Origin of the sequence: Pseudarthrobacter cellobiosi, from assembly GCF_023913815.1 — a bacterium.
In the GTDB taxonomy this organism is placed as follows: domain Bacteria; phylum Actinomycetota; class Actinomycetes; order Actinomycetales; family Micrococcaceae; genus Arthrobacter; species Arthrobacter cellobiosi.
The window spans coordinates 1-21332 of sequence record NZ_JAMXBK010000023.1 but is presented as its reverse complement, the minus strand read 5'-3'; the positions used below and the strand labels follow the sequence as shown (position 1 = coordinate 21332).

Annotated in this window: 20 protein-coding genes and 2 pseudogenes; 8 read left to right on the top strand and 14 right to left on the bottom strand. The window is 60.9% G+C overall.

Annotated features, from left to right (window positions below):
- Window positions 1-23 precede the first annotated feature (23 nt).
- From mmsB to NG701_RS09235, 3 genes are read right to left on the bottom strand one after another with little or no spacing between them, the layout of a single operon-like run.
- Window positions 24-938, bottom strand: coding sequence for a 3-hydroxyisobutyrate dehydrogenase (mmsB, locus tag NG701_RS09245; RefSeq protein ID WP_252566774.1), 915 nt, complete (start codon window positions 936-938; stop codon window positions 24-26).
- Complete coding sequence (locus NG701_RS09240; protein ID WP_252566771.1) at window positions 931-2001, bottom strand: enoyl-CoA hydratase/isomerase family protein; 1071 nt, start codon at window positions 1999-2001, stop codon at window positions 931-933. The genes mmsB and NG701_RS09240 overlap by 8 nt, the downstream gene beginning before the upstream one ends.
- Window positions 2001-3500, bottom strand: a complete 1500-nt coding sequence (locus tag NG701_RS09235) for a CoA-acylating methylmalonate-semialdehyde dehydrogenase (protein ID WP_252566768.1) — start codon at window positions 3498-3500, stop codon at window positions 2001-2003. Before NG701_RS09235 ends, NG701_RS09240 begins: the two co-directional genes overlap by 1 nt.
- Window positions 3501-3731: 231 nt before the next feature.
- On the opposite strand from NG701_RS09235, the gene NG701_RS09230 reads away from it, so the two are divergent.
- Entirely contained in the window at window positions 3732-3950 is a 219-nt protein-coding gene (locus tag NG701_RS09230; RefSeq protein ID WP_252566765.1) for a hypothetical protein, read from the top strand.
- 105 nt (window positions 3951-4055) lie between these two features.
- Here the strand turns inward: NG701_RS09230 and NG701_RS09225 are convergent, their stop codons facing one another.
- A complete protein-coding gene (locus NG701_RS09225) occupies window positions 4056-5330 on the bottom strand; it encodes an AGE family epimerase/isomerase (protein ID WP_252566763.1) in 1275 nt (424 codons plus the stop codon).
- Between the two features lie 429 nt (window positions 5331-5759).
- Here NG701_RS09225 and NG701_RS09220 point away from each other — a divergent pair, with 429 nt between their 5' ends.
- The 5 genes and pseudogenes from NG701_RS09220 to NG701_RS09200 all read left to right on the top strand — a co-directional run bounded on the left by NG701_RS09220 (window position 5760) and on the right by NG701_RS09200 (window position 8594).
- On the top strand, window positions 5760-6539 hold the full coding sequence (locus tag NG701_RS09220) for a DeoR/GlpR family DNA-binding transcription regulator (RefSeq protein WP_252566760.1): 780 nt from the start codon (window positions 5760-5762) through the stop codon (window positions 6537-6539).
- Window positions 6536-7456 carry a 2-hydroxyacid dehydrogenase gene (locus tag NG701_RS09215; protein ID WP_252566757.1) on the top strand — a complete coding sequence of 307 codons (921 nt, stop codon included), beginning with the start codon at window positions 6536-6538 and terminating at the stop codon, window positions 7454-7456. Before NG701_RS09220 ends, NG701_RS09215 begins: the two co-directional genes overlap by 4 nt.
- Window positions 7453-7976 (top strand): annotated as a pseudogene (locus NG701_RS09210) (glycerate kinase). The gene NG701_RS09215 and the pseudogene NG701_RS09210 overlap by 4 nt, the downstream one beginning before the upstream one ends.
- Window positions 7977-8013: 37 nt before the next feature.
- Window positions 8014-8271, top strand: a complete 258-nt coding sequence (locus tag NG701_RS09205; RefSeq protein ID WP_252566754.1) for a glycerate kinase — start codon at window positions 8014-8016, stop codon at window positions 8269-8271.
- Entirely contained in the window at window positions 8268-8594 is a 327-nt protein-coding gene (locus tag NG701_RS09200; RefSeq protein WP_308292595.1) for a glycerate kinase, read from the top strand. Before NG701_RS09205 ends, NG701_RS09200 begins: the two co-directional genes overlap by 4 nt.
- A gap of 103 nt (window positions 8595-8697) precedes the next feature.
- Here NG701_RS09200 and NG701_RS09195 read toward each other — a convergent pair whose 3' ends face one another.
- The 10 genes from NG701_RS09195 to NG701_RS09150 all read right to left on the bottom strand — a co-directional run bounded on the left by NG701_RS09195 (window position 8698) and on the right by NG701_RS09150 (window position 18823).
- On the bottom strand, window positions 8698-10158 hold the full coding sequence (locus tag NG701_RS09195; protein ID WP_252566751.1) for a phosphomannomutase/phosphoglucomutase: 1461 nt from the start codon (window positions 10156-10158) through the stop codon (window positions 8698-8700).
- Window positions 10159-10240: 82 nt separating this feature from the next.
- Window positions 10241-10438 (bottom strand): hypothetical protein, encoded by a 198-nt coding sequence (locus tag NG701_RS09190; RefSeq protein ID WP_252566750.1) that lies wholly within the window; start codon window positions 10436-10438, stop codon window positions 10241-10243.
- Between the two features lie 83 nt (window positions 10439-10521).
- Entirely contained in the window at window positions 10522-11265 is a 744-nt protein-coding gene (locus NG701_RS09185; RefSeq protein ID WP_252566747.1) for a sulfite exporter TauE/SafE family protein, read from the bottom strand.
- Window positions 11265-12704, bottom strand: coding sequence for an NAD-dependent succinate-semialdehyde dehydrogenase (locus NG701_RS09180; protein ID WP_252566744.1), 1440 nt, complete (start codon window positions 12702-12704; stop codon window positions 11265-11267). The genes NG701_RS09185 and NG701_RS09180 overlap by 1 nt, the downstream gene beginning before the upstream one ends.
- A 13-nt stretch (window positions 12705-12717) precedes the next feature.
- Window positions 12718-13743 carry a M24 family metallopeptidase gene (locus tag NG701_RS09175; protein WP_252566742.1) on the bottom strand — a complete coding sequence of 342 codons (1026 nt, stop codon included), beginning with the start codon at window positions 13741-13743 and terminating at the stop codon, window positions 12718-12720.
- An 83-nt stretch (window positions 13744-13826) separates the two neighbouring features.
- Complete coding sequence (locus tag NG701_RS09170) at window positions 13827-14642, bottom strand: carbohydrate ABC transporter permease (protein WP_252566739.1); 816 nt, start codon at window positions 14640-14642, stop codon at window positions 13827-13829.
- 4 nt (window positions 14643-14646) lie between these two features.
- A complete protein-coding gene (locus NG701_RS09165; RefSeq protein ID WP_252566737.1) occupies window positions 14647-15612 on the bottom strand; it encodes a carbohydrate ABC transporter permease in 966 nt (321 codons plus the stop codon).
- On the bottom strand, window positions 15609-16892 hold the full coding sequence (locus tag NG701_RS09160) for an ABC transporter substrate-binding protein (protein WP_252566734.1): 1284 nt from the start codon (window positions 16890-16892) through the stop codon (window positions 15609-15611). Before NG701_RS09160 ends, NG701_RS09165 begins: the two co-directional genes overlap by 4 nt.
- Before the next feature lie 128 nt (window positions 16893-17020).
- Window positions 17021-17905 carry an aldolase gene (locus NG701_RS09155; protein WP_252566732.1) on the bottom strand — a complete coding sequence of 295 codons (885 nt, stop codon included), beginning with the start codon at window positions 17903-17905 and terminating at the stop codon, window positions 17021-17023.
- Between the two features lie 15 nt (window positions 17906-17920).
- Window positions 17921-18823: a PfkB family carbohydrate kinase gene (locus tag NG701_RS09150; RefSeq protein WP_252566729.1), complete on the bottom strand. Its 903-nt coding sequence runs from the start codon at window positions 18821-18823 to the stop codon at window positions 17921-17923.
- A gap of 139 nt (window positions 18824-18962) precedes the next feature.
- On the opposite strand from NG701_RS09150, the gene NG701_RS09145 reads away from it, so the two are divergent.
- Both NG701_RS09145 and NG701_RS09140 read left to right on the top strand, forming a co-directional pair.
- Window positions 18963-20108, top strand: a complete 1146-nt coding sequence (locus NG701_RS09145; protein WP_252566726.1) for a Gfo/Idh/MocA family protein — start codon at window positions 18963-18965, stop codon at window positions 20106-20108.
- Between the two features lie 283 nt (window positions 20109-20391).
- Window positions 20392-21223, top strand: a pseudogene (locus NG701_RS09140) (FAD-dependent oxidoreductase); the annotation flags it as partial.
- Window positions 21224-21332 lie beyond the last annotated feature (109 nt).

Sequence of the window (21332 nt, the reverse complement as noted above, 5' to 3'; positions counted from 1 at the left end):
AGTTGCTGGTGCTGCAGATGGTGCTAGTGCTGCGATTTGTCGCGGATGTCCGTAATGATTCCGGAGAAGTCCCGGCCGGCTCCGCCTTCAGCGGCAAACGTATCGTAGATTTCCGAGGCGAGCGGTCCCAGGCGGGCCGCCACCCCGGCACTTTCCAGCGCATTCAGCGCCAGCCGCAGGTCCTTCGCCATCAGCGCCCCCGCGAAGCCCGGCTGGTAGTCGCGGTTGGCGGGGCTGGTGGGGACCGGTCCGGGAACAGGGCAGTTGGTGGTCAAGGCCCAGCATTGTCCGGAGGCGTTGGAGGCGACGTCGAAGAGCGCCTGGTGCGTCAGGCCCAGCTTCTCGCCCAGCACAAAGGCTTCGCTGACCGCGATCATGGAGACCCCCAGGATGAGGTTGTTGCAGATCTTGGCGGCCTGGCCGCCGCCGTGCCCGCCGCAGTGGACCACCCGTTTGCCCATCACCTCGAGCAGCGGCCGGACAGCTTCGAAATCCGCCGCCTCGCCGCCCACCATAAAGGTCAGCGTGCCGGCTTCCGCACCCACCACACCGCCGGAGACCGGGGCGTCCACAGCCCGGTGGCCGGCCGCAATGGCGAGCGCGGAGGCTTCCCGTGCCTCGTCAACGTTGATGGTGGAGCAGTCCAGGAACATGGTCCCCGGCTTGGCCTCGGCCAGCAGGCCCGGCTGTCCCTCCGCGCCGCGGTAGGCGTCCAGCACATGCTGGCCGCTGGGGAACATGGTCAGTACAACGTCGGCACCGGCAATGGCGTCCAGCGGACTGGCCGCCGTGGGGACACCGTGCGTTTGGGCGGCCGCCAGGGCGGCGGGGACCACGTCGAAGCCCGCCACGGTGTAGCCGGCACGAACCATGTTAACTGCCATGGGCCCGCCCATGTGGCCCAGGCCCAGGAAAGCAACGGTAGTTTGTTCAGGCATTGTCCGGCTCCTTTGTGTGCAGGTTGAGCTCCCGGTCCCCCAGCGGCGCGAAGAACCGTTCCACGTCCGCCTCGTGCACCTCGTGCAGCGTGGCCGGCTTCCATTGCGGCGTACGGTCCTTGTCCACCACCTGCGCGCGGATCCCTTCGCGGAAGTCCGGCGCGGCCAGGAACCGAAGCCCCACCCGGTATTCCTGCGCCAACGCTTCGTCCAGCGTCAGTTCCTTGGCCCGGCGGAGAGACTCCAGGGTCACCTTCACAGCCGTAGGGGACTTCGCCTCGATGGTCGTAGCGGCCTCGGTTGCTTCAGACCCAGGCTCCCCGCCCGGCGCGCCGCCCAAGGTCCGCAACCGCCGGACAATGTCCTCAGCGTCATCACTGGCATAGGCGGCATCGATCCAGTCGCGCTGCGCCTCCAGCCCGGAGGGCGGCGGGTCCTGGGCAAAGCGGACGACGGCGGCTTCCGCACTTTCGAGTTCCAGCGCCGCCGCCAACTCCGGCAGGCTCCCCGACGGGACAAAGTGGTCCGCGAGACCCAGGAAAACGGCATCCGCCCCGGTCAGGTGGGCTCCCGTCAGGGCCGCATGCGTGCCGGTTTGCCCAGGTGACTTCGCCAGCAACCAGGTCCCGCCGACGTCGGGCACAAACCCGATGGTGGTCTCCGGCATTCCTGTCCGGGTCCGTTCGGTAACCACCCGCACCGAGCCGTGCGCGGAGATTCCCACGCCGCCGCCCAGCACGAGGCCATCCATAAAGGCCACATAGGGCTTGGGGTAGGCGGCGATGAGGGAGTTCAGCCGGTATTCGTTCTGCCAGAAGTCAGCAGTTTCCGTACCGCCGCCAAGGATGTCCCGGTAGATCGCCACAATGTCGCCCCCGGCGCAGAGGCCACGCTCGCCGGCGCCGTGCACCAGGACAGTGGCCACGCCGTCGTCGTCCGCCCAGGCGGTCAGCTGCGCCAGCAGGGCGTCCACCATGCCGGCATTCAGGGCGTTGACGGCTTTGGGCCGGTTGAGCGTGATGACGCCAAGGTGGCCGCGCTTCTCGAACAGAACCTCCGTCATCAGCTGCCTTCCGGCATGATGAAGCTGGCACCCTGGCGGATGCCGGAAGGCCAGCGCGTGGTGACTGTCTTGGTCTTGGTGTAGAAACGGAACGCGTCGGCGCCGTGCTGGTTCAGGTCGCCGAACCCGGACGCCTTCCAGCCGCCAAACGTGTAATAGGCGATAGGAACCGGAATGGGCACGTTGATGCCCACCATGCCCACCTCCACCCGGCTGGCGAAGTCCCGGGCGGCGTCGCCGTCGCGGGTAAAGATGGCCACGCCGTTGCCGAATTCGTGCTCGGAGCACAGCCGGAGGGCTTCGTCGTAATCGGCGGCACGGAGCACGCTGAGGACGGGGCCGAAGATTTCCTCCTGGTAGATCTTCATGTCCTTGGTGACGTGGTCGAAGAGCGTAGGTCCCACCCAGAAGCCGTCGTCATAGCCTTCCACCCTGAGGCCGCGACCGTCGGCCAGCAGGGTGGCACCCTCGTCCACGCCGGACTGGATGTAGCCCTCGATCCGTTCCTTGGCACTCGCCGCCACCACGGGCCCGAAGTCCGAGTCCTTGTCCAGGCTGTGGCCTACCCTGAGGTGTTTGACGCGCTCGGCCAGCTTGGATACCAGCGCGTCCGCGGTCTTCTCCCCCACCGGGACGGCCACGGAAATGGCCATGCAGCGCTCGCCGGCGGAACCGAAGCCGGCGCCGATCAGGGCGTCGGCAGCCATGTCCAGGTCCGCGTCCGGCATGATCACCATGTGGTTCTTGGCCCCGCCGAAGCACTGGGCCCGCTTCCCGTGGGCGGCCGCGGTGGCGTAGATGTACTGGGCGATGGGCGTTGAACCCACAAAGCCGATGGCCTTCACGCGGGGATCCTCCAGCAGCGCGTCAACGGCCTCCTTGTCCCCGTTGACCACGTTGAACACCCCGTCCGGTAGCCCGGCCTCCGTGAACAGTTCGGCCAGGCGCAGGGGAACCGAGGGGTCCCGTTCGGAGGGCTTGAGGATGAAGGCGTTTCCGGCGGCGAGGGCCGGGCCAGACTTCCACAGGGGGATCATGGCCGGGAAGTTGAACGGGGTGATGCCCGCGACCACCCCAAGTGGCTGGCGAAGCGAGTGGACGTCGATGCCTGCACCGGCGTCGTCGGAGAACTCGCCTTTGAGCAGGTGCGGGGCTCCCGCCGCGAACTCCACTACTTCAATGCCGCGCTGGATATCGCCCTTGGAATCGGCGAAGGTCTTCCCGTGTTCGGAGGACAGCAGCGTGGCGAGTTCATCCATGTTCTCGTTGACGAGGTCCACGAATTTAAGCAGGATCCGGCCGCGGCGCTGCGGGTTCATGGCGCCCCACTGGACCTGTGCCTTCTCGGCGGCGGCCACCACGTTCCGTACCTCCTCCCCGCTTGCCAGGGGCAGATGCGCCTGAACTTGGCCCGTGCAGGGGTCAAAAACGTCACTGAAGCGGCCGGAGGTCCCCGTCACCCGTTGTCCGTCTACGTAATGGGATAGTTCGCGCACCATGATGCAATGCTCCTTCGCATGTGATCCAGGTCATCTCTGCAAGCGAATATACTCGGACTTCCTACTAAATTCCAGACTGGCCCGGCAGCGGTGGACAACGGCGTCAGTTTCCGAAGTCCTCTGCACGGAATGTTCAAAGTCGTCTGCACCAGCTCACGGATGGTCCTAGAGGGACCCCATTAGGGGACTGTGCAAACCGTGGGCGTTGACCACAGCGATACGCTGTGGGAAATGTCTACGCAGTCCGAGAGGGGACACAAGATGAACGCCAGGGCCGTCATGGTCGCCCTCGTCGGTACCGCCTTCTTGGTCTTCGATTTCCCCCACATCCTTGCCTCGTTCAGCATGGCCCCGAACGTCACGGAGACCCTTTGGCTCGGCGTCGGCTTATGGGCCGTCTGCTGGGTAGCGAGCCGCGGCCTGGATAAGCGCCGCCGGCTGCACCGTTGATCGAAGCTAGAAGAGGCCTTCCCGATCCATAGCTACAAGGCACTCGTCGTCCAACAGGCCAAGTCCCGCAGAAGTCTGAACCAAGGCCTCCGCGGGACTTCGGCCTCAGCGGGCGACGGGTTCCTTGACTTGCTCGATTGCACTAAGCCGTGCATCCAGCAGGCCTGCCGCGACTGCCGGAGCAAGCCCGGGCGCCAGCGGAAGACGCGGGACCACCAGGCAGTGCCACAAGTGATAAATGTCAGCCTTACCGGACCAGACGGTCGAGGTGACATTGCCGTTCTCGTCGAGCTCCTGCTTCCAAGATCCGTGCTCGTAGTCGATGAACCAGTCGCGGACGTGGTCCCAAATCCGCTCGTACCAGTCCGCATACTTCTTGTCGCCGGTGGCGCTGTAAAGAGCTGCCGCACCCCCGATTGCCTCGGCGGGAACCCAGCGAATGCGGGTCGTGACAACCGGCTTGCCTTCCCAGTCGACCGTGTATACGAATCCAGGATGACCGTCCGGCTCCCACGCGTCGCGGATGGCAGCGTCGAACAAGCCTCGCGCGTCTTCAAGTAGCCAGGCTGGGACCTCCATCCCACGAGCTTCAAGCCCGGCGCGGACGTGGAGGAGCAGGCGCGCCCACTCGGTCCAGTGGCCGGGGGTTCCGCCGTACGCTCGGAATTGGCTGGCCCGGTCATCGGCGTTGTACTCCGGCAGCGGGTTCCACTCCGGGTCGAAGTGCTCGAAGACCCGGTAGTTATTGTTGCGCGCAAATTTGTGGATAAGCACCTCGGCGATATGAAGGGCTCGTTCGAGCCAGCGGTTCTCCCCAGTCACATCAGCGACAATAAGGTACGCCTCGACTGAGTGCATGCTCGCGTTCCCACCACGGTATGCCTCAGTCTCCGTGAAGTCGCGGTTCCACGAGTCAAGGCACATGCCGGCTTCGTGGTCCCAGAACTTCGTGTCAGCTATCCGCAGCGCCTCGTCGAGCAGTTCTCGGGCTCCGGGGCGCCCCGCCGCAACCGCGCTGGCAGCAGCGAGGAGCACGAAGGAGTGCTGGTAGCCGGACTTGGTGTCGTTCACCGGCCCGTTCTCGTCGACCTCAGCGTACCAACCGCCGAACTCATCATCATGGAAAACTCCGTTGAGCGCGGCGATTCCATGGTCGACGAGTGTCGCTGCACCCGGGCGTCCCATCAGGGCGGCGACAGCGAAGCTGTGGATCATCCGCGCGGTAATCCAGAGATGGGTCGCCTTGTCGGTGAATACCGCGCCTTTGTTATCGAGCCAGCCGAATCCCGTCGGAACCTTTGAACCTGCGGCGAAATTGATAAGCCGATCGGTTTCCGCTTCGAGCCATCGCGCGTGAGCGGCACTGTTCAGCCACATCATGTTGTTTCCTCTCTGTTCTATTGCAGCCACTGAACAGCGACTGTTTCCGATCCTACGCCAAATGAAGGAAATCGACCATGAAATGTTGAAATTCGGACATATCGAGCCCGGCCATCGACCGTACCGGGCTGATACACCGCGCCCATAGGAAAGTTGTAGAGACGTCCACCATCAAGACACCCGGCCCTCAAGAACAGAGGCGCTGGCAGTGTCCGCGCCGGCGCCTGAACTGAACCAGGCATGGAGCTATGGTGACTTTCCGACACTTTGTGTTAATTTGATAACATGGGCGCGTGAGACAATTCCCGTGGATCACCGTCCACGGCAGGGAGAAAAGCGGGAGCAAGAATGTCAACGTTGGAAAACGGCGGAGCCGCCGGGCAAGGGTCAACCACCCCCTGCCACATTAGGGTTCGAGGATGATGTCTCATGGGGCCTAGTAGTGCTGTTCGGCTGACACCACGCCAGACAGCGATCCTGGATCAACTGGGGCGACGTGGCTTCATCTCTACTACCGAGCTGGCCGAAAGTTTTGAAGTCTCTGACATGACGGTACGACGCGATACGCGTGTCTTGGCCAAACGCGGGCTTGTCCGCGTCGTCCATGGTGGAGTCAGCGGAACAGCGATGCCGGGCCAGACGGCAGATTTTGCTGCCAGGGTAAGGGAAGACGCGGACGCCAAGCACAGGGTTGCCGTGGCTTGCCTGTCCCTGATTGGCAGCCAGGACGCCATCATTCTCGACGCGGGTACGACGACTTTTCAAATCGCGAACGAATTATCCTCCTCGTTCACCGGAACGATAATCACTCATTCCGTACCCACAATCCAGCGATGCATGCAGCTCACTGCAGCTCGAACTATATGCCTCGGCGGTGAGCTGCTAATCGATAGCCAAGCGTTTACAGGTCCAATGACGACCACAGCTGCAGAGGGACTCCGTGCTAGAACCGCTTTCATAGGCGTGAGCGGAATTCATGACGAGGCTTTTTATATCGAACGCGACCTTGAGCGCTCGACGAAAATAGCCCTTATGGCGGCCGCCGAGCGCGTCGTTGTAGTAGCGACTCATCAGAAAATGCAGCGTTCTGCTTTGGCCCGACTGACGGCATTCAGCGACGTTGACGTCCTTGTCACGGATGCTCCGCCACCGCTCGAAATTGCAGAAGCCCTGGAAGCTGCATCCGTTCAGTTGATTGTGGCCTCATGAGCCGCACACTGAGCGTCAGCTTGCCAGATCAAAAAATCTTGCCCTATCTGACCGGCCGCCCGGAAGCAGAGTTCTTAGTTTGGGACATGACGGAACCGCCCCCGCGACCGGTGATTGACATCGTCGTACCGCCCTACATGGGCAGGATAGATCTCCTAAGAGCCCTCGACGGAGTGACTACAAGCCTTGTTCAGAGCCAATCCATTGGTTTTGATGGCGTGGCAGAGGTCCTTCCCCAGGGAAGCATTTTTGCAAATGCTGCGGGCGTCCATGAGACGTCTACTGCCGAACTGGTGTTGGCATTGCTTCTTGCGAGCCAGCGAAGCCTACCAGAATATGTCCGGCAACAGGACCGGGGCGAGTGGAAGCAACTAACCAGCCCCAGCCTCGCAGACCGGCGGGTTCTTATTGTCGGCTACGGCGGCGTAGGAAAGGCCATTGAAGAGCGGCTGCTGCCCTTCGAAACGCATGTAACCCGCGTTGCAAGGAACGAACGGACGGATGAGCGCGGCACCATCCATGGGATGGCGCAACTGCCGGAGCTGCTGCCCCTGCAGGACATTGTCATAGTTGGAGTCCCTTTGACTCCGGGGACACGGCACCTTATCGATGATGACTTCCTGTCGGCCATGGCTGACGGCTCGCTCCTGGTCAACATCGCCCGAGGACCGGTGGCCGATACCGAGGCGCTGGTAAGGCACACGTCCACCGGCAGGCTTCGGGCAGCGCTAGACGTAACAGATCCGGAACCGTTGCCCTCGGAACACCCGCTCTGGCGGACACCGGGAGTAATCATTACCCCTCACGTCGGCGGAGCCAGTTCCGCAATGCTTCCGAGAATGGCACGGCTCCTGGAACGGCAAATTAACCTGCTGCTTTCAGGCCAGACACCCGTCAACGTGGTCCTGAGCGTATGAGCCTCCCGGACCTGCGGGTGCTCGTTGCCCCTGATTCGTTCAAGGGCTCGGCAACCTCCTTTGAAGCATCCTCGGCGATCGCTTCCGGTTGGCTCCGCATGAGGCCAGGCGACACCGTGCAGCTGACTCCTATGGCCGACGGGGCGAAGGCACCCTGGACGCCGTCGAGGCAGCGTATCCTGACTCCCGGCGGATGCCCGTCAGGGTCACCGGCCCCGCGGGAGATCCCGTTTCGGCAGAATGGCTGTTGCTGGCCGACGGTCGAGGTGTTGTTGAACTTGCAAACACGAGCGGCATTACCTTGCTCAGCGAGTTGGTTCCGGATGCGCACACGGTCGGCTTTGGACAGGCTATAGCGGCAGCGCTTGACTTCGGCGTGCAGGGGCTCATTCTTGGAATCGGTGGCAGCTGTTCCACTGACGTCGGTACGGGAGCGCTCTCCGCTTTGGGAGCCCGATTTCTTAGTTCAGAAGGGTGCGAAATCCCTGCTGGCAACTGGGTCTGGATTCTCTCGTTGTAGCTGATTTTCGGCTGTTCGGCCTCTCCCGCCCGGAGGGGTGGTCGTCATCACAGACGTCACCAGCCCCCTGCTGGGTGAGGAAGGCGCGGTAGCTGTATTTGGCGCGCAGAAAGGAATTTCGGCAGCAGACAGGTCCGCTTATGAATGCAGACTCGCCGGCTTTGCTGGGAAGATCACTCATGCATCGCCTGATATCTCCGGCGCAGGCGCTGCGGGGGGACCGGCTTTGGCCTTCACGCCTGGGGCGCGCAGCTGGTTCCCGGCGCTAGGGCGGTTGCCTAGGCTCTTCAGATAGGGTCCCTGCTTCTGGAAAGCGATCTGCTGATCACCGGCGAAGGCTGCTATGACGGCCAGTCCGCAGCGGGAAAGGTTCCGACCGAACTGGCAGGCCTTGCCGATGCTGCTGGCATCAGGACCGCCTTGGTTGCCGGATCGATCCGGGCCGGAACCGAGCACTTCACTACCGCCGTCTCTCTCGCGGAGACGGCCGGAAGCGTCGAGGCAGCCATCAGCAGCCCAGGCCATTGGCTGGAAGAGGCCGCAGCCATACTGGCCCTGCGTATCTCGGAGCAAACCGAGCCGCCTCTGCCGGCGCCCGGGAGCGCGAAGGTTTCCTGAGTACAGGCACCTGCCATTGCGCACGGGCGCCATGGCAAGTGACGAGGGGGTGATGACTGGCGGGCGTGGGGGAACACCGCTGTGGCCGATGGCCTGGTTCTGGCTACTGCCGGATCAATGTAAGAACCTTGTCCCGTATTGATTCCATGGTCGGGACGTCGATGCCCTCCGCGTTCAGCCGCAAATACGGTTCTGTATTGGAAGGCCGGAGGTTGAACCACCAGTCCCCCGATGCCGCGGTGAAGCTCATTCCGTCAAGATCATCGATCAGGACGCGGACGTCATCGAACTCTGCCCGTACCCGATTCATTGTTTCCAGCGGTTCCGGGACCACGGAGTTGATCTCGCCGCTGGCAGCGTAGGGGTCAAACTCCCGAGCCAGTTCCGATAACAGCTCTTCCTGACTTCCAAGGGCAGCGAGAACATGCAGGGCTGCGAGCATGCCCGTGTCTGCGTTGTAGAAATCACGGAAATAGTAGTGACCTGAATGCTCTCCTCCGAAAACAGCGGAGTTAGCGGCCATTTCAGCCTTAATGAACGAGTGGCCCACTCGTGTCCGAACAGGTCGCCCTCCTGCGGCTGACACGATTTCCGGAACTGCCCGTGAGGTGATGAGGTTGTGGATGATGACCGGCTCCGCTTCACCGGCGGCAGTTGCGCGTGCTATTTCACGAGTGGCGATGAGCGCTGTGATTGCCGATGGCGAAACCGCATTTCCGTTTTCGTCCACAACGAAGCAGCGGTCAGCGTCTCCATCAAAGGCAAGACCCAAGTCGGCCTGCTCTTCTATGACTGCCCGCTGGAGATCGCGAAGGTTTTCCGGCTCCAGGGGATTTGCGGGATGGTTGGGGAACGAACCGTCCAGCTCAAAGTAGAGCGGGACGAGCTGCAACGGGAGGGCGGGGAGGATGTCATCGCCCAAAACCGCCGGTGCGGTTAGTCCGGCCATGCCATTGCCTGCATCAACAACCACTTTCAGCGGTCGGATTGCGCTCAGATCCACGAGACTGCGCAGAGCCCTGGCGTACTCACCCAGTACGTTGCTGTGGCTGACGTCTCCACAATCAGGAAGTGCCCCGATCCCAACCTGGAGGTAGTGCTCAGCACGAATCCGGATATCGTCAAGGCCACTTTCGGCTGACACTGGAATAGCACCGGCCTTGGCCATTTTGATCCCGTTGTAGCCGGCCGGGTTGTGGCTGGCCGTGAAGATGACGCCCGCCTTATCCCAGGCTCCGCAGGCGTAATAGAGCTCATCTGTTGAGATAAGGCCGAGGACGGTAACGGAAGCTCCGCGGGCGACAGCGCCGTTGGAGAACGCCTGAATGAAGTCTTCAGACGAAGGCCGCATATCCCCACCCACCAGGATGGTCTCACCACTTAAGCCAAAGACGTCTACGAAAGCGGCTCCCACCGCTTCCACGATTTCCGTGGTTATGGTTTCGCCGACGACGCCGCGCACGTCGTACGCCTTAAAGCAGGATTTGAGGTTCAAGTTACTCCTTACACGGCAGCAAGCCGAAACGGCAAGAGCGTTCGTATAGGAATGCCCCAGGAACGTCATTGACGGTTCTTCAACATTGTATGTCAGTTTACGAACATCAGCATGCTGCCGGGAAAGAAGTAACTAGGGAAGGAATAGATGGCTAGGACTTTCGCGCCGCCTGCTCGGTGTAGGTGTAGGAGCCTGGTTGCGTCGCTGAATGCGGATGATGGCAGCACGCGTTGTCGGCTACTTCCAAGCGAATGACAGCAAGCTCGGGGCCACCCACTCGTAGGGTGATGGGCTCGGCGTCTCCGACGGCCACCGTGATTGTGTTGACTGTACTGGTTGATTCACTCATGGTTTTCCTTTTGGTTATTGTTCGGTACTTCTTGTGCTTTGCTGCTTTGGTTGTGTAGTCATCTGTGGTTGCCCTTGGCACAGCTAGGCAATGGTGTCGAAGACTCCCCGCGTCACCGTTGCTGCCGCGCCTAGATATGCCAGGACGATGAGGACAATCTGGGCAGCCTTAGGGGAAACCCGTTTGGCAAACAGTTCGCCAACTCCAAGACCAACCAGACAGGCCACCGAGATCGCGACCCACATGTGCCAAGGGATATCGGGAAACTGAGCCGGTGTGGTTGCTGCCTTGGCCACGAGAGACAACGAACCAATGGTGAAGAAGTAGGGCTGCATGGTTGCTGCGAATGAACGGTGCGGCCATCTGGTTGCCAGAGAGTAGATACTGACGGCCGGCCCCCCGACGCCGGCGGAGGCGTTCATGAATCCGCTCATCGCACCCGCGGCCCAGAGGAACCGACGTCGTGGAGCCAGGTGGGCTGACCGCATGGCCAGCAAAACCGTCAATCCAGCAGCAAGCAGAAGGCCGATTCCTATTTCGAGTACCGCGGGGGGCATTATTCTGACAGCGAATGAGGCAGGGACGATACCGACCACTGCAGCCGCAGTCAGGATGCCGTATGTCCTCCAGTTCACGTCGCGGAAGACCCTGAAGATGATTGCTCCAGCGGTGACCGCGCCACAGAGGTTGACCAGAATGACGCCTTCGACGGGCCCCAGGAGGAGAACGAGAAACGGTGCGGCAACCAGTGCAAAGCCCATTCCCGTAAATCGCTGCATACCCGCCCCCACAAAGACGGAAACTAGCACCAGAACAGTTGTGGTCATTACGGCTTCCAGGCCACGTACTGAACCTCCTCAAACTCTTCCATTCCCAGTTCGGCACCTTCCCTACCCAGACCGGACTGTTTGACCCCGCCCATCGGCGCAAAAGCAACGGAGGGCAGGGGGTCATTGACGCCGACAATTCCTGCTTCTATACGTTCCGGAAGCTCCCAGCTCCGCTTCGGCGATTGAGTCCACAGGTAGGCTGCCAGGCCCATCTCGGTTGCGTTCGCCTTCTCGACGGCGTCTTGCTCATCGGAGAACGTGACGACGCCAGCAGCAGGCCCAAAGACTTCTTCGGTAATCAAGCGAGCATCGCCGGGAACATCTGCCAGCAGCGTCGGTGCGAGGAAGGAGCCGCCTGCTGGAACGTCGGTCCTTTTGGTGACACGCCGGGCGCCCCGGTCAATGGCGTCATCAATGAGCGCCTGGACGGCTGCGACCCGGTCGTTGTCGATGACAGGTCCCAGGTCAGGCACCGCAGAACCGTCCATGGGCGCCCCGTGGCCGATGGTCATGGCGTCAAAACGCTCTCCCAGCCGAGCAGTGAACTCTTCAGCAACGCCCTCTTGTACCAGGAACCGGTTGGCGGCAACACAGGATTGGCCGGTGTTGCGTAGACGCCCCAGAACGGCGCCTTCCACCGCCAAGTCCAGATCGGCGTCGTCAAAAACAATGAACGGGGCGTTTCCGCCCAGCTCGAGCAAGGGTCGGACGATCCGCCCCGACGCCTGTCCCATGATCTGGGCGCCTACGCCAGTTGATCCAGTGAAGCTGACGGCCCTGACCGCAGGATGCTCGAGCAGGGCGGCCGTTGTTTCTCGAGAGGGGCCATGTACCAGATTAACGACTCCCGCAGGGAACCCGGCATCGACCAGAACTTCGAACAGGCCGGTTGCCGCCAGGGGTGCCTTTTCAGATACTCGACCCACCACGGAGCAACCAGCAGCGAGCATCGCAGCCAGTTTGCGTGCCTGGATCGATACCGGGAAGTTCCATGGGGTGAGACTCAATGCGACGCCGATGGGCTTGCGCACGGACATGTGCCTGCGGCCGTTCATCTCGGGGGGCCGGATGGTGCCAGTGGAGCGGCGGGATTCCTCAGCGAACCAACGGAAGTATTCGACTGAGAAATCAACCTCGCCCTGGGCTTCGGGCAGTCTCTTGCCGGCTTCCAGCGCGAGAACATGGGCGAGCTCATCTCTGCGCTCAGCCAGAAGGTGTGCAGCATTGCGGAGAAGGTCTGCCCTGATACGTCCCGTGGTCCGGGACCATGAGGGGAAGGCAGCTGCTGCAGCGTCGGCTGCAGCAGTGGCGTCCACTGCAGATCCCCACGACACCTGGCCCACGACAGCGCCGTTGCCCGGATCAATGACGTCCTTGCTCGCGTCACCTGCGTACCAAGTGCCATTTACCAGGTGCTGGGCTTCTTTCAGGTTCACGTGTCTCTCTTTTCTAAAGTTCCAGGAGGTCGGGGCGTTCCCGACCCCCGATGTTCAATGTCGGCCACCGGCTGTCGGCAGTGAGTATGTCCACGCCGGTGGCGGTGACCAGTGCCGTGTCTTCGACTTTGAAGCCGGCCGCGGAGGGGTTCCATCCGAGGACCATCCCCTCTTGAAGGACCAGGTCCGTATCTGGAGTGGCGATCAGCTCACGCGGGCTGTAGCCGGTGATGCCTCCCTGGTGGTGTCTGTGCCACTCGTCCGGATCAAACCTATTCGCTGCGTAGGCGTTTGCCCCCCTGGAAAACACTTCTCCAAGGACAGCCCCGGGTTTGCTGTGATCGAGAAACGCGCGTTCTACCTCAAGAAGCGCGGCGTATTTGCGGGCCTCGTTGCGCAGTGGTCTGAAGGAAGCCATCCGGGTGATCGAGCCGACGAGTCCGCGGCGCCGCCCACAGCATGCGACCATGACCCTGTCGTGCGCCGTGTTGCTCGTCGGCAGGGGGTGCCTGTGCGCGCCAATCCTTTCATCGCTTCCGACGAAAATCGCGACGCACTCGATTCCCTCCTTCAGCAATGCCGCGATCAGGGTCCCGGCGATGTTCTGCTCGGTGATTCCCGGTCGTAGGGCCGAGACAACGTCCCCGGTAATCCGCGCCAAGTCTGCGCTTAGATCCGTGAGATCGGCGCGTTGTTTTTGGTTGAGGATTCTGCGGAGCCCTGCCAAATCCGCCCGGACGTCAAGCGATGCACCATCACCGGTGTCGACTGCCACTGACCGTCCCGTCGGCAGCCGTGACGCTCGGTTCTCCGTCCAGGGCACGACGTTAAACTCGACGTCTTGGCCCGCGAACTCAATATCACGCAGCCGTGGAGCTTCGATGGCGTTGGTGACGACACGAACCTCAGGGATAGTGCCGGGTCCCAAGCCAGTGAGAACAACGTCAAAACAGGCGGTGTTCAGCGTGAGCGGAACGTGCCATCTCGCGCCCGTGAACCACGACAGGTTCGGTGGATCCCTGAGGACTATGGTGTCCACGCCAAGCTTTTCCGCAAGATGAGACAGTGAAACCAGTTGGTCATCCCACCTTGCCCGTGTCAGGGCAGGATATTCCTCCAATTTCATCCCTTGGTCGCGCCCGATGTGATTCCGGCGACGAAGTAGCGCTGAAGGAATATGTAGGCCAGAACAACGGGCAGGGATGCCAGGATGACCCCAGAGAAGAGCAGCGGATAATTGGTCTGGAACTCCCCCTGGAAGCTAAGCAGCGCCAACGGGAGTGTCCTGTTTGCGGGCGACTGGATAAACAGGAGCGGGTACAGCAGTTCGTTCCAGTGAATGACGAATAGGAAGATCCCCGCCGCCGCCAGGGACGGCGTGGACAGTGGCATCACGATCGAAGAGTAAGTCTTCCACGGGCCGGTACCGTCAATCGAGGAGGCTTCATAGAGCTCTTGGGGAAGGGTGCGCATGAATCCTCCGAGAATGAACACCGCGATCGGCAAGGTGGAAACGACATTTGCCAGAATGAGGCCGGTGAGGTTATCCAACAGCCCGAGGCGTCCAAAGAGTACATAGAGAGGCACCATGTTTGCCTGTGCGGGGATGGCCATACCCAAGACGAGGAATCCGAATATCGCGGCTGACCAGAATCCTCTGATCCTTGCCACGCCGTATCCGGCGAGACTGGCCAGAAACAACGTCAGAGGCACGGACACCAGGGTGACTATGGTGCTGTTCATGAACGACTGGCCCATATCCTGGCCAGTCATAACCTCAGCGAAGTTGGTGGGCGCCAGAGATTGAGGGAGATTGAAAGGTCCTTCGAAGAGCTCCTGCGTGGACTTGAAGCTGCCAAAGATCACCACAGTCAATGGGACGAGAATGATGACGGTATAGATGGCGAGGATACCGCGGCGGGATATTGAGGCGAACATGACGCTATGCCTCCTTCTGGGTAAGGCGTAGTAGTCGACGCTGGAGCCAAGTGACGAATGCGATCATGGCCATAAAGATGATTGACTGGGCAGCGGCGTAGCCGAAGTCGGAATTGGCGAAGGTGCTGTAGATCCGGGTTGAAAGGATGTCCAGAGACTGTTTTGGAGGGTTTCCTGCGATGCCGAGGATCAAATCAAAGGCCTTAAAAGATTGAATCGTTGTGTAGGCGACAACAATGGCAGTGGCCGGGGCCACGAAGGGCCAGGTAATCGTTTTGAACCGCTCCCACTTACCGGCGCCATCCATCTCCGCGGCCTCGTATAGTTCCTTGGGGATGGCCTGAAGGCCGGCGACATAGACCACCATCATCTGCCCGGCATGGAACCAGACCTGAGTGACGGCCACCCAGTAGAGGGCTTGCGCGTTGTCGCCCAGGTATGACCCCTGCAGCCCTTGAAGTCCGATGGCTCCCAAAACGGAGTTCGCGAGCCCGAAGTTCGGGTCGTAGATGAACTTCCAGATGAACGCCACGGAGACTGAAGAAAGGATCGTCGGAAAGAAGAAGATTGCTCTCAAGGCGACACTGCTACGGGAGTTCTTTGTCAGGAGCAGCCCGAGCATCAGCGAGAATGCGGTCTGTGCAATCACCACAACCAGCATAAACTTCAGGTTGTTCGCCATGGCGTTGGCGAACAGTGAATCGTTGGTAAAGGCACGAACGAAGTTATCCAGGCCCACGTAGTTGAAGGCTGCGGAGAACCCGTTCCAGTCGGTCAGTGCGTACTGGAAAGCCTGAAGAGTCGGCAAGACCAGGAAGAACATGATAATGACGACAGCCGGCAACGGAAACAGATAGAGAGCCGGATTAACACGGGTCGGCGACCGGCGCCGGCCGTTCCTGGCTGGCGGTGTGGGAGGAGACTTTTTCCCCTTGGCTATCGAGGATTTCCCTCCAATGTTGACGCTCATAGCCGTTCGTCTACGATCTTTTGTGCTGCTTCCGCCGCCTGCTGGGGGGAAGTGCCAGATATGACGGAGGTCGCCGTGGCTTCTACAGCATTCCGGACATCGAGGTTCTGGAACTGGAACCTTGGCGCCAAAGCCGTCTTTTTCTTCAGCCAGGGGCTCATGCGCTGCAGATCGGGGTTGGTGTAGTCCACGCCGGACACTGCGACGTGCTGCGCCGTTCCGTTGGCGTAGTAGGAGGCATTCTCCGGGGTGGACAGGAAGTCGACCCAGGCCATCGCGGCCGGTTGGACGTCGCTGGCGGAGTTGACGCCAAGGATGAATGTCGCGTTGTAGACCCCTTCAAATTTGGGCGTCCCGGACGTCGTCGTTTGGGGAAAGATGAGGTCCATGGGGAACGCCGCTCCGAGGTTACGGACTGCTGCGATGTGGTATGAGCCGGTGGCAAGCATCGCCGCCTGCTGCTGGGCGAAGAAGTTCTGTGCGGGCTCAACCGCTGTGCCCGTGGCGTTCGGCTGCAGAAACGGGATCAGGTCACGGTACTGCTCGAGCATCCTGATGAACCAGTCGTCAGTGAGCTTGAGCTTTCCCTGCTCGATCTGTGTACCCACATCGACTACGGGTGCGTTGTTGACGATCATGCAGTTGAAGAGCTGCCCGCCGTTTCCGACGTCACCGCCGGGCCAGGAGATCGGTATGACCCCGGAGGATTTGAGTGAATCGCAGGTGCCGAGGAATTCATCCCACGTCTTAGGGGTCAGGTTGGCTCCGGCTTTGTCGAACAGGTCCAGGTTTGCCAGCGGCATGGGGAAGACTACCTGATAGGGCAGGCCAACGACCTTGTCCCCATTCTTTCCGGCAGCCAGCAACTCGTCCGTGTACTGAGAGGCCGCCTTGGTGGACGTCAAGTCGGTGTAGATGCCGGCCTCGTTGAAGTTCTTGAACTGCGACCCCCGGAAAGTGGCGAACGCGTCACCGATCGCAGCCCCACGGACCTTCTGCAACCCCTGCGCGTTGTAGTCATTCGAGGTAGAAATGTCCTGCGTTACGGTCGTCCCCGGGTTCGCATCCATGAAGCGCTTAATGAGCTCATCAAAAACGACTTTGTCCTCGCCACGCCAGTGAGCGAAAGACACCTTACCCGTAACGGCTCCGGTAGCGGGGCCGCCCGCTCCTGTTGTCGGGGCAGTAGTGCCACCGGGTCCTGCGCAGCCCGCGGCGGCTACGCCGATACCGGCAAGCCCGAACAGGCTGAGTGCGTGTCGGCGGGAAATCTGGTTCACGGTATTCTCCTCATTGAGTACTGATTGTGCTGGTGTAGGAATTGCGTATTTGCTGCGGTGTCACCATCGATAACGAAGGTCGGCCGGCAGTGGCGAGCATCAGGACGCGGGGCTTGCGTTTTCCTGGCTCATGCGATGGTCCGCTGCGCCGAAACCACCTCATCGACAACGTCGCAGAGTCGGGTCAGCCGCTGCACGGCGTCCGTTTCCAGCGACTGGATTACATCCTCGGATCCAATGCATGACAGCCACACGGCGCGGCCGGCAAGGAAGCCGCTGGCACCTTCAAGGCAGGCCCAGCGCACCGCAACCGGGAAGACGTCTTCGGGGACGCCGGAGGACAAGACCACCCAGGGACCGTCTACGGCGCGGGTAATTTCAGCACACGCTGCGCGGACCTCGGACTCGGATGCCTGACCATGGAACGGAATTTCGGCCTTGTACAAGTCGGCGCCGAGTGAACCCAGTTCCTTTGCGGCCTCAATGACTCCCTTGTCCCAGTCGAATTCGCCGCCACCGAGCGGTTTGCGGGACAGTGGTTCGATGATGCTGATCAGTCCTGCGGCGCGGCACTGCTCCACAAATTCCTTGACCATCGCGACTCGACCCCCAGCAGGCTGGTCCGGACGGTAGAGGACGAGGAGCTTGAGCGCTTTGACTCCCAGTGCGGCGTATTTGTGGGGCTCAACCTCGCGGTCGATGCTGACTTCCCCGACCAGTTCACCGTGGGCTGTCTCGAAGTGGTCAGCTGAGGCAATTAGCCCGCACTGGTCGGCCACGACGCCAGCCTCAATAGCCTGATCAAGCGCGAACTGCTTGTCGATCAGGATCGCTGAAGCGTAGGGCGTAAGAATACGAGCTGCGTTCAGCTTAAAGTTTGTCAGGTCGGCATCGGTGACGGGCTCATCCTGGTGTTCGGCGAACATATTTCGCATGGCTTCACGTTGGTCAACGGCGAGCATGGCGAAGGCACCAGACGGGCGCTGGAGGGCGGAAAGATCGGTACGTGACATGACTGCTTCTTTCAATTAGACGGATTGAGTAAAAGTTGAGGAGGCTGTGAGGGTCAGCCGTGGGATCATCGACCGGCCATCAAGGCCCTCGCAGGACGTCGTGGCCACCTGGCCTGCTACCGCTGCGGCTTCGACCAAGTCCAGACCGGCCGATACTGCTGCCAGTAGGGCGCCGTGGTAGACGTCCCCGGCTCCTAGAGTCGAGACGATGGTTGCTGTAGTCGGCGGGACGTGGACCGCGCTTCCGGTCCCCCGATGTACCCACGAACCCTGGGATCCTGCCGTGGCCACAACGCACGAGGCGCCTTCGTCGATGGCCCGCTGCAGGAGCACCACTTCGTCCAGGTCAGCCCCGTATCTTGAAGACAGCTGCTCGATAGTCGGTACGTAGAGACTCACTTCGGCCGGATGGAACCCCGGAATAGGATTACCGGCGTCCACGCTGATGTTGAGTCCTTTGAATCCGGACACCGCACCCCACCCCAGGTGGTCCACATGGACCCAAGCGGCGGCTTCCACCGCATCGCGGAATGCGCCCGTTGCGGGGAAACGTACAGGGGGAAGGGGCCGGGTCACGATAGCCCGGCTCTGACTTTCGCGGCTAACGACAATGACACTCGCCCCAGTCCGGACACTTTTATCGCGGACAACGGCGGTTGTGTCTATGCCCTCTGCATTGAGCCCGCTGATGACGCGGTCCCCTTCTTCGTCGTCGCCGACTATTCCGGCAAAGGCAGCCCGGGCTCCTAGCCTGGCTGCCGCCACTGCCGCAGTTGCTGCCGGCCCGCCGCCGGCGGTGACGAAGTCCTCTGCGATCGTCCGGCTGTCAGCGGTCGGGTATTCCGATACCAGCGCAATCGAGTCGAGAGTTGCGCAGCCCACGAACAGCAGGGTTCCGCTTGATGACGTATCGGACACAGTCCACCTCGTTGTAGATAACGGCTAATACTGATGAAATATACACACGCTATGTTGGAAAGACAACACTTTCTGTATAGTTCTTAGGGTAAATACTCAGGCTTACCCCACCCTCAACGTAGAGAAAGCGGAGCATCTCATGTCAGCACCGAGCACCGAAGAATCAGTACGGACAGTCCGATATGGCCTGATTGGAGCTGGACACATGGCTAGGGAGCATGTCCGGAACCTGGCACTCATCCCAGGGAGCCAGATCGTGGCCGTTTCGGACCCTGAACAGTCATCCCTGGATAAGACGCGTGACCAGATCGGATATGGCGTGGAGAGCTTCACCAGCCACAAAGAGCTGCTGGAGCACGCAACCGTGGATGCGCTCGTCATCGCCAGCCCCAATGACACGCACATGGAGATACTTAAGGACATCTTCAGCAGCGGCAGGGAACTTGCCGTGCTGGTCGAAAAGCCGGTCTGCACCACAGAGAAGGATGCCGCTGAACTGGAAAGCCTTGCAGCCTCCTACCCGGCCCCTGTGTGGGTCGCAATGGAATACCGCTACATGCCTCCTGTTCAGGAGCTCATTCAGGCGGTGCACAACGGTCGGCTTGGTAGGCCCGTGATGCTGTCAATCACCGAACACCGGTTCCCGTTCCTGGAGAAGGTTGGAGACTGGAACCGTTTCAATGAGCGGACCGGCGGGACTCTGGTCGAGAAGTGCTGCCACTTCTTTGACCTGATGCGCCTCATCCTGCAGGACGAACCCACGCGTATTTACGCAAGTGGCGGAAGCGATGTGAATCACCTGGACGAGAAATACCAGGGACGGACACCGGACATCATCGACAACGCCTTCGTCATCGTCGATTTTCAGAGTGGAAAGAGGGCCATGCTGGATCTTTCCATGTTCGCTGAGGGCTCCAAGTTCCAGGAGCGGATTTCGATCATCGGAGATGAAGCAAAGATTGAATGTCTCATCCCGGTTGCCGCCAGCCACTGGATCGAGGGCGATGAGCATGAAGCAGTGGTCGAATTCAGTCCCCGGTCACCGCTGGGACCCGAAAGCCACGAAGTTCCTGTAGATGAGGCTGTCCTGGCCGCCGGTGCACACCATGGTTCGACGTATTACGAGCACTTAGGTTTCCGCAAAGCCATCCTGGGAGAAGGCCCGGTGGAAGTAACCATTGCAGACGGTGTTCAGTCTGTGCGCATGGGCTTGGCCGCCGAGCGCTCGATCGCGGAGGGCCGTCCGATCGAGCTTGCCAACGCTAAGGCGGCAGTAGCGGGCTAATCGCTAAGAACCGGCGGAAGAGGGGCAAGGTTCGGGCAGCACAAGCTGCCCGAACCTGAATCAGCACGCCCAAAATGCCCTCCAGCCGGTCATTCTCTCCTCTCAAGCCGGCCGAGGGGGACTAGTCGACGCCATACCGCTGGGCATCCGCTACTGCCACCGACTCCGGATCTGGGCCTGCTTCGTGGCCACCAGTGCAGCAAGCCAAGAACGACCAACAGCTATGACGACGAAAACGGGCGCGAAGTCGCCTCACTGATGCCCCATCAAGAAGAGGAATGCTTTGACCAACCATCATCTTCCCCAGCTCCCCGATGCCAAGAAGCGCCGGCAGTCCGTCACGAACCTGCAGGACCGCCCCCCGCGCGCAAGTACTGATTATCGGTGGCGGTGTAAACGGAGTGGGTACCTTACGCGATCTCGCGTTGCAAGGCATCGACGTCGCCCTTGTGGAACGCGGCGACTTCTGCCAGGGAGCATCCGGCGCCTCCTCGCACATGATTCACGGCGGGATCCGTTACCTGGAAAACGGGGAATTTCGCCTGGTGAAAGAATCTGTGACCGAGCGCAACGCACTGCTCAACCTTGCTCCTCACTACGTCAAGCCGCTGAAGACCACGATCCCTATTTTCAGTACTTTCTCCGGAGTACTCGCTGCTCCCCTCCGCTTCCTCACCCACAAACAGCAGTGCAGGCCGAAAGAGCGGGGAGCGTTCCTCATCAAGGTCGGATTAAGTCTTTACGATGCGTTTTCCAGGGATGGGGGTTCGGTTCCCCGACATGAGTTCAAGGGACGCAAGAAAGCCCTGCGCGAGTTGCCTCGGCTCAATTCCGGGATTAAGAACACGGCCACCTACTTCGATGCTTCCGTACACAATCCCGAACGAATGACGCTTGACCTCCTTCAAGACGGCGAGCGTACCAACGAGAACGCCCGGTCCTGCAACTACGTCAACGTATCGGGCATCCGCCAGGACGGCATCGAACTGACCGATGAGCTGACCGGAGAATCCTTCACTTTCGCCGCCGACGTCATTGTTAACACCACAGGAGCATGGGTCGATCTGACCAACCAATCCCTCGGCGCTCCGACATCCTTCATGGGCGGCACTAAACCTTGATCCACCGATCCGCCTGGGCGGATGAGCTGAATTCGGTTTCGGCTCGTTGTGCGGGCGAAGGGCGTGCTGGGGTGCCGGGCCTCGCTGCCCCTTGAGTGTTCCA

What these genes read in the sequence shown, in the direction of transcription:
- NG701_RS09240 (WP_252566771.1), bottom strand. Translation starts at nt 2,001, where the DNA reads ATGACGGAGGTTCTGTTCGAGAAGCGCGGCCACCTTGGCGTCATCACG.
- NG701_RS09155 (WP_252566732.1), bottom strand. Translation starts at nt 17,905, where the DNA reads ATGTCACGTACCGATCTTTCCGCCCTCCAGCGCCCGTCTGGTGCCTTC.
- NG701_RS09225 (WP_252566763.1), bottom strand. Translation starts at nt 5,330, where the DNA reads ATGATGTGGCTGAACAGTGCCGCTCACGCGCGATGGCTCGAAGCGGAA.
- NG701_RS09170 (WP_252566739.1), bottom strand. Translation starts at nt 14,642, where the DNA reads ATGTTCGCCTCAATATCCCGCCGCGGTATCCTCGCCATCTATACCGTC.
- NG701_RS09230 (WP_252566765.1), top strand. Translation starts at nt 3,732, where the DNA reads ATGTCTACGCAGTCCGAGAGGGGACACAAGATGAACGCCAGGGCCGTC.
- NG701_RS09220 (WP_252566760.1), top strand. Translation starts at nt 5,760, where the DNA reads ATGGGGCCTAGTAGTGCTGTTCGGCTGACACCACGCCAGACAGCGATC.
- NG701_RS09215 (WP_252566757.1), top strand. Translation starts at nt 6,536, where the DNA reads ATGAGCCGCACACTGAGCGTCAGCTTGCCAGATCAAAAAATCTTGCCC.
- NG701_RS09145 (WP_252566726.1), top strand. Translation starts at nt 18,963, where the DNA reads ATGTCAGCACCGAGCACCGAAGAATCAGTACGGACAGTCCGATATGGC.
- NG701_RS09185 (WP_252566747.1), bottom strand. Translation starts at nt 11,265, where the DNA reads ATGACCACAACTGTTCTGGTGCTAGTTTCCGTCTTTGTGGGGGCGGGT.
- NG701_RS09190 (WP_252566750.1), bottom strand. Translation starts at nt 10,438, where the DNA reads ATGAGTGAATCAACCAGTACAGTCAACACAATCACGGTGGCCGTCGGA.
- mmsB (WP_252566774.1), bottom strand. Translation starts at nt 938, where the DNA reads ATGCCTGAACAAACTACCGTTGCTTTCCTGGGCCTGGGCCACATGGGC.
- NG701_RS09235 (WP_252566768.1), bottom strand. Translation starts at nt 3,500, where the DNA reads ATGGTGCGCGAACTATCCCATTACGTAGACGGACAACGGGTGACGGGG.
- NG701_RS09195 (WP_252566751.1), bottom strand. Translation starts at nt 10,158, where the DNA reads ATGACGTTCCTGGGGCATTCCTATACGAACGCTCTTGCCGTTTCGGCT.
- NG701_RS09165 (WP_252566737.1), bottom strand. Translation starts at nt 15,612, where the DNA reads ATGAGCGTCAACATTGGAGGGAAATCCTCGATAGCCAAGGGGAAAAAG.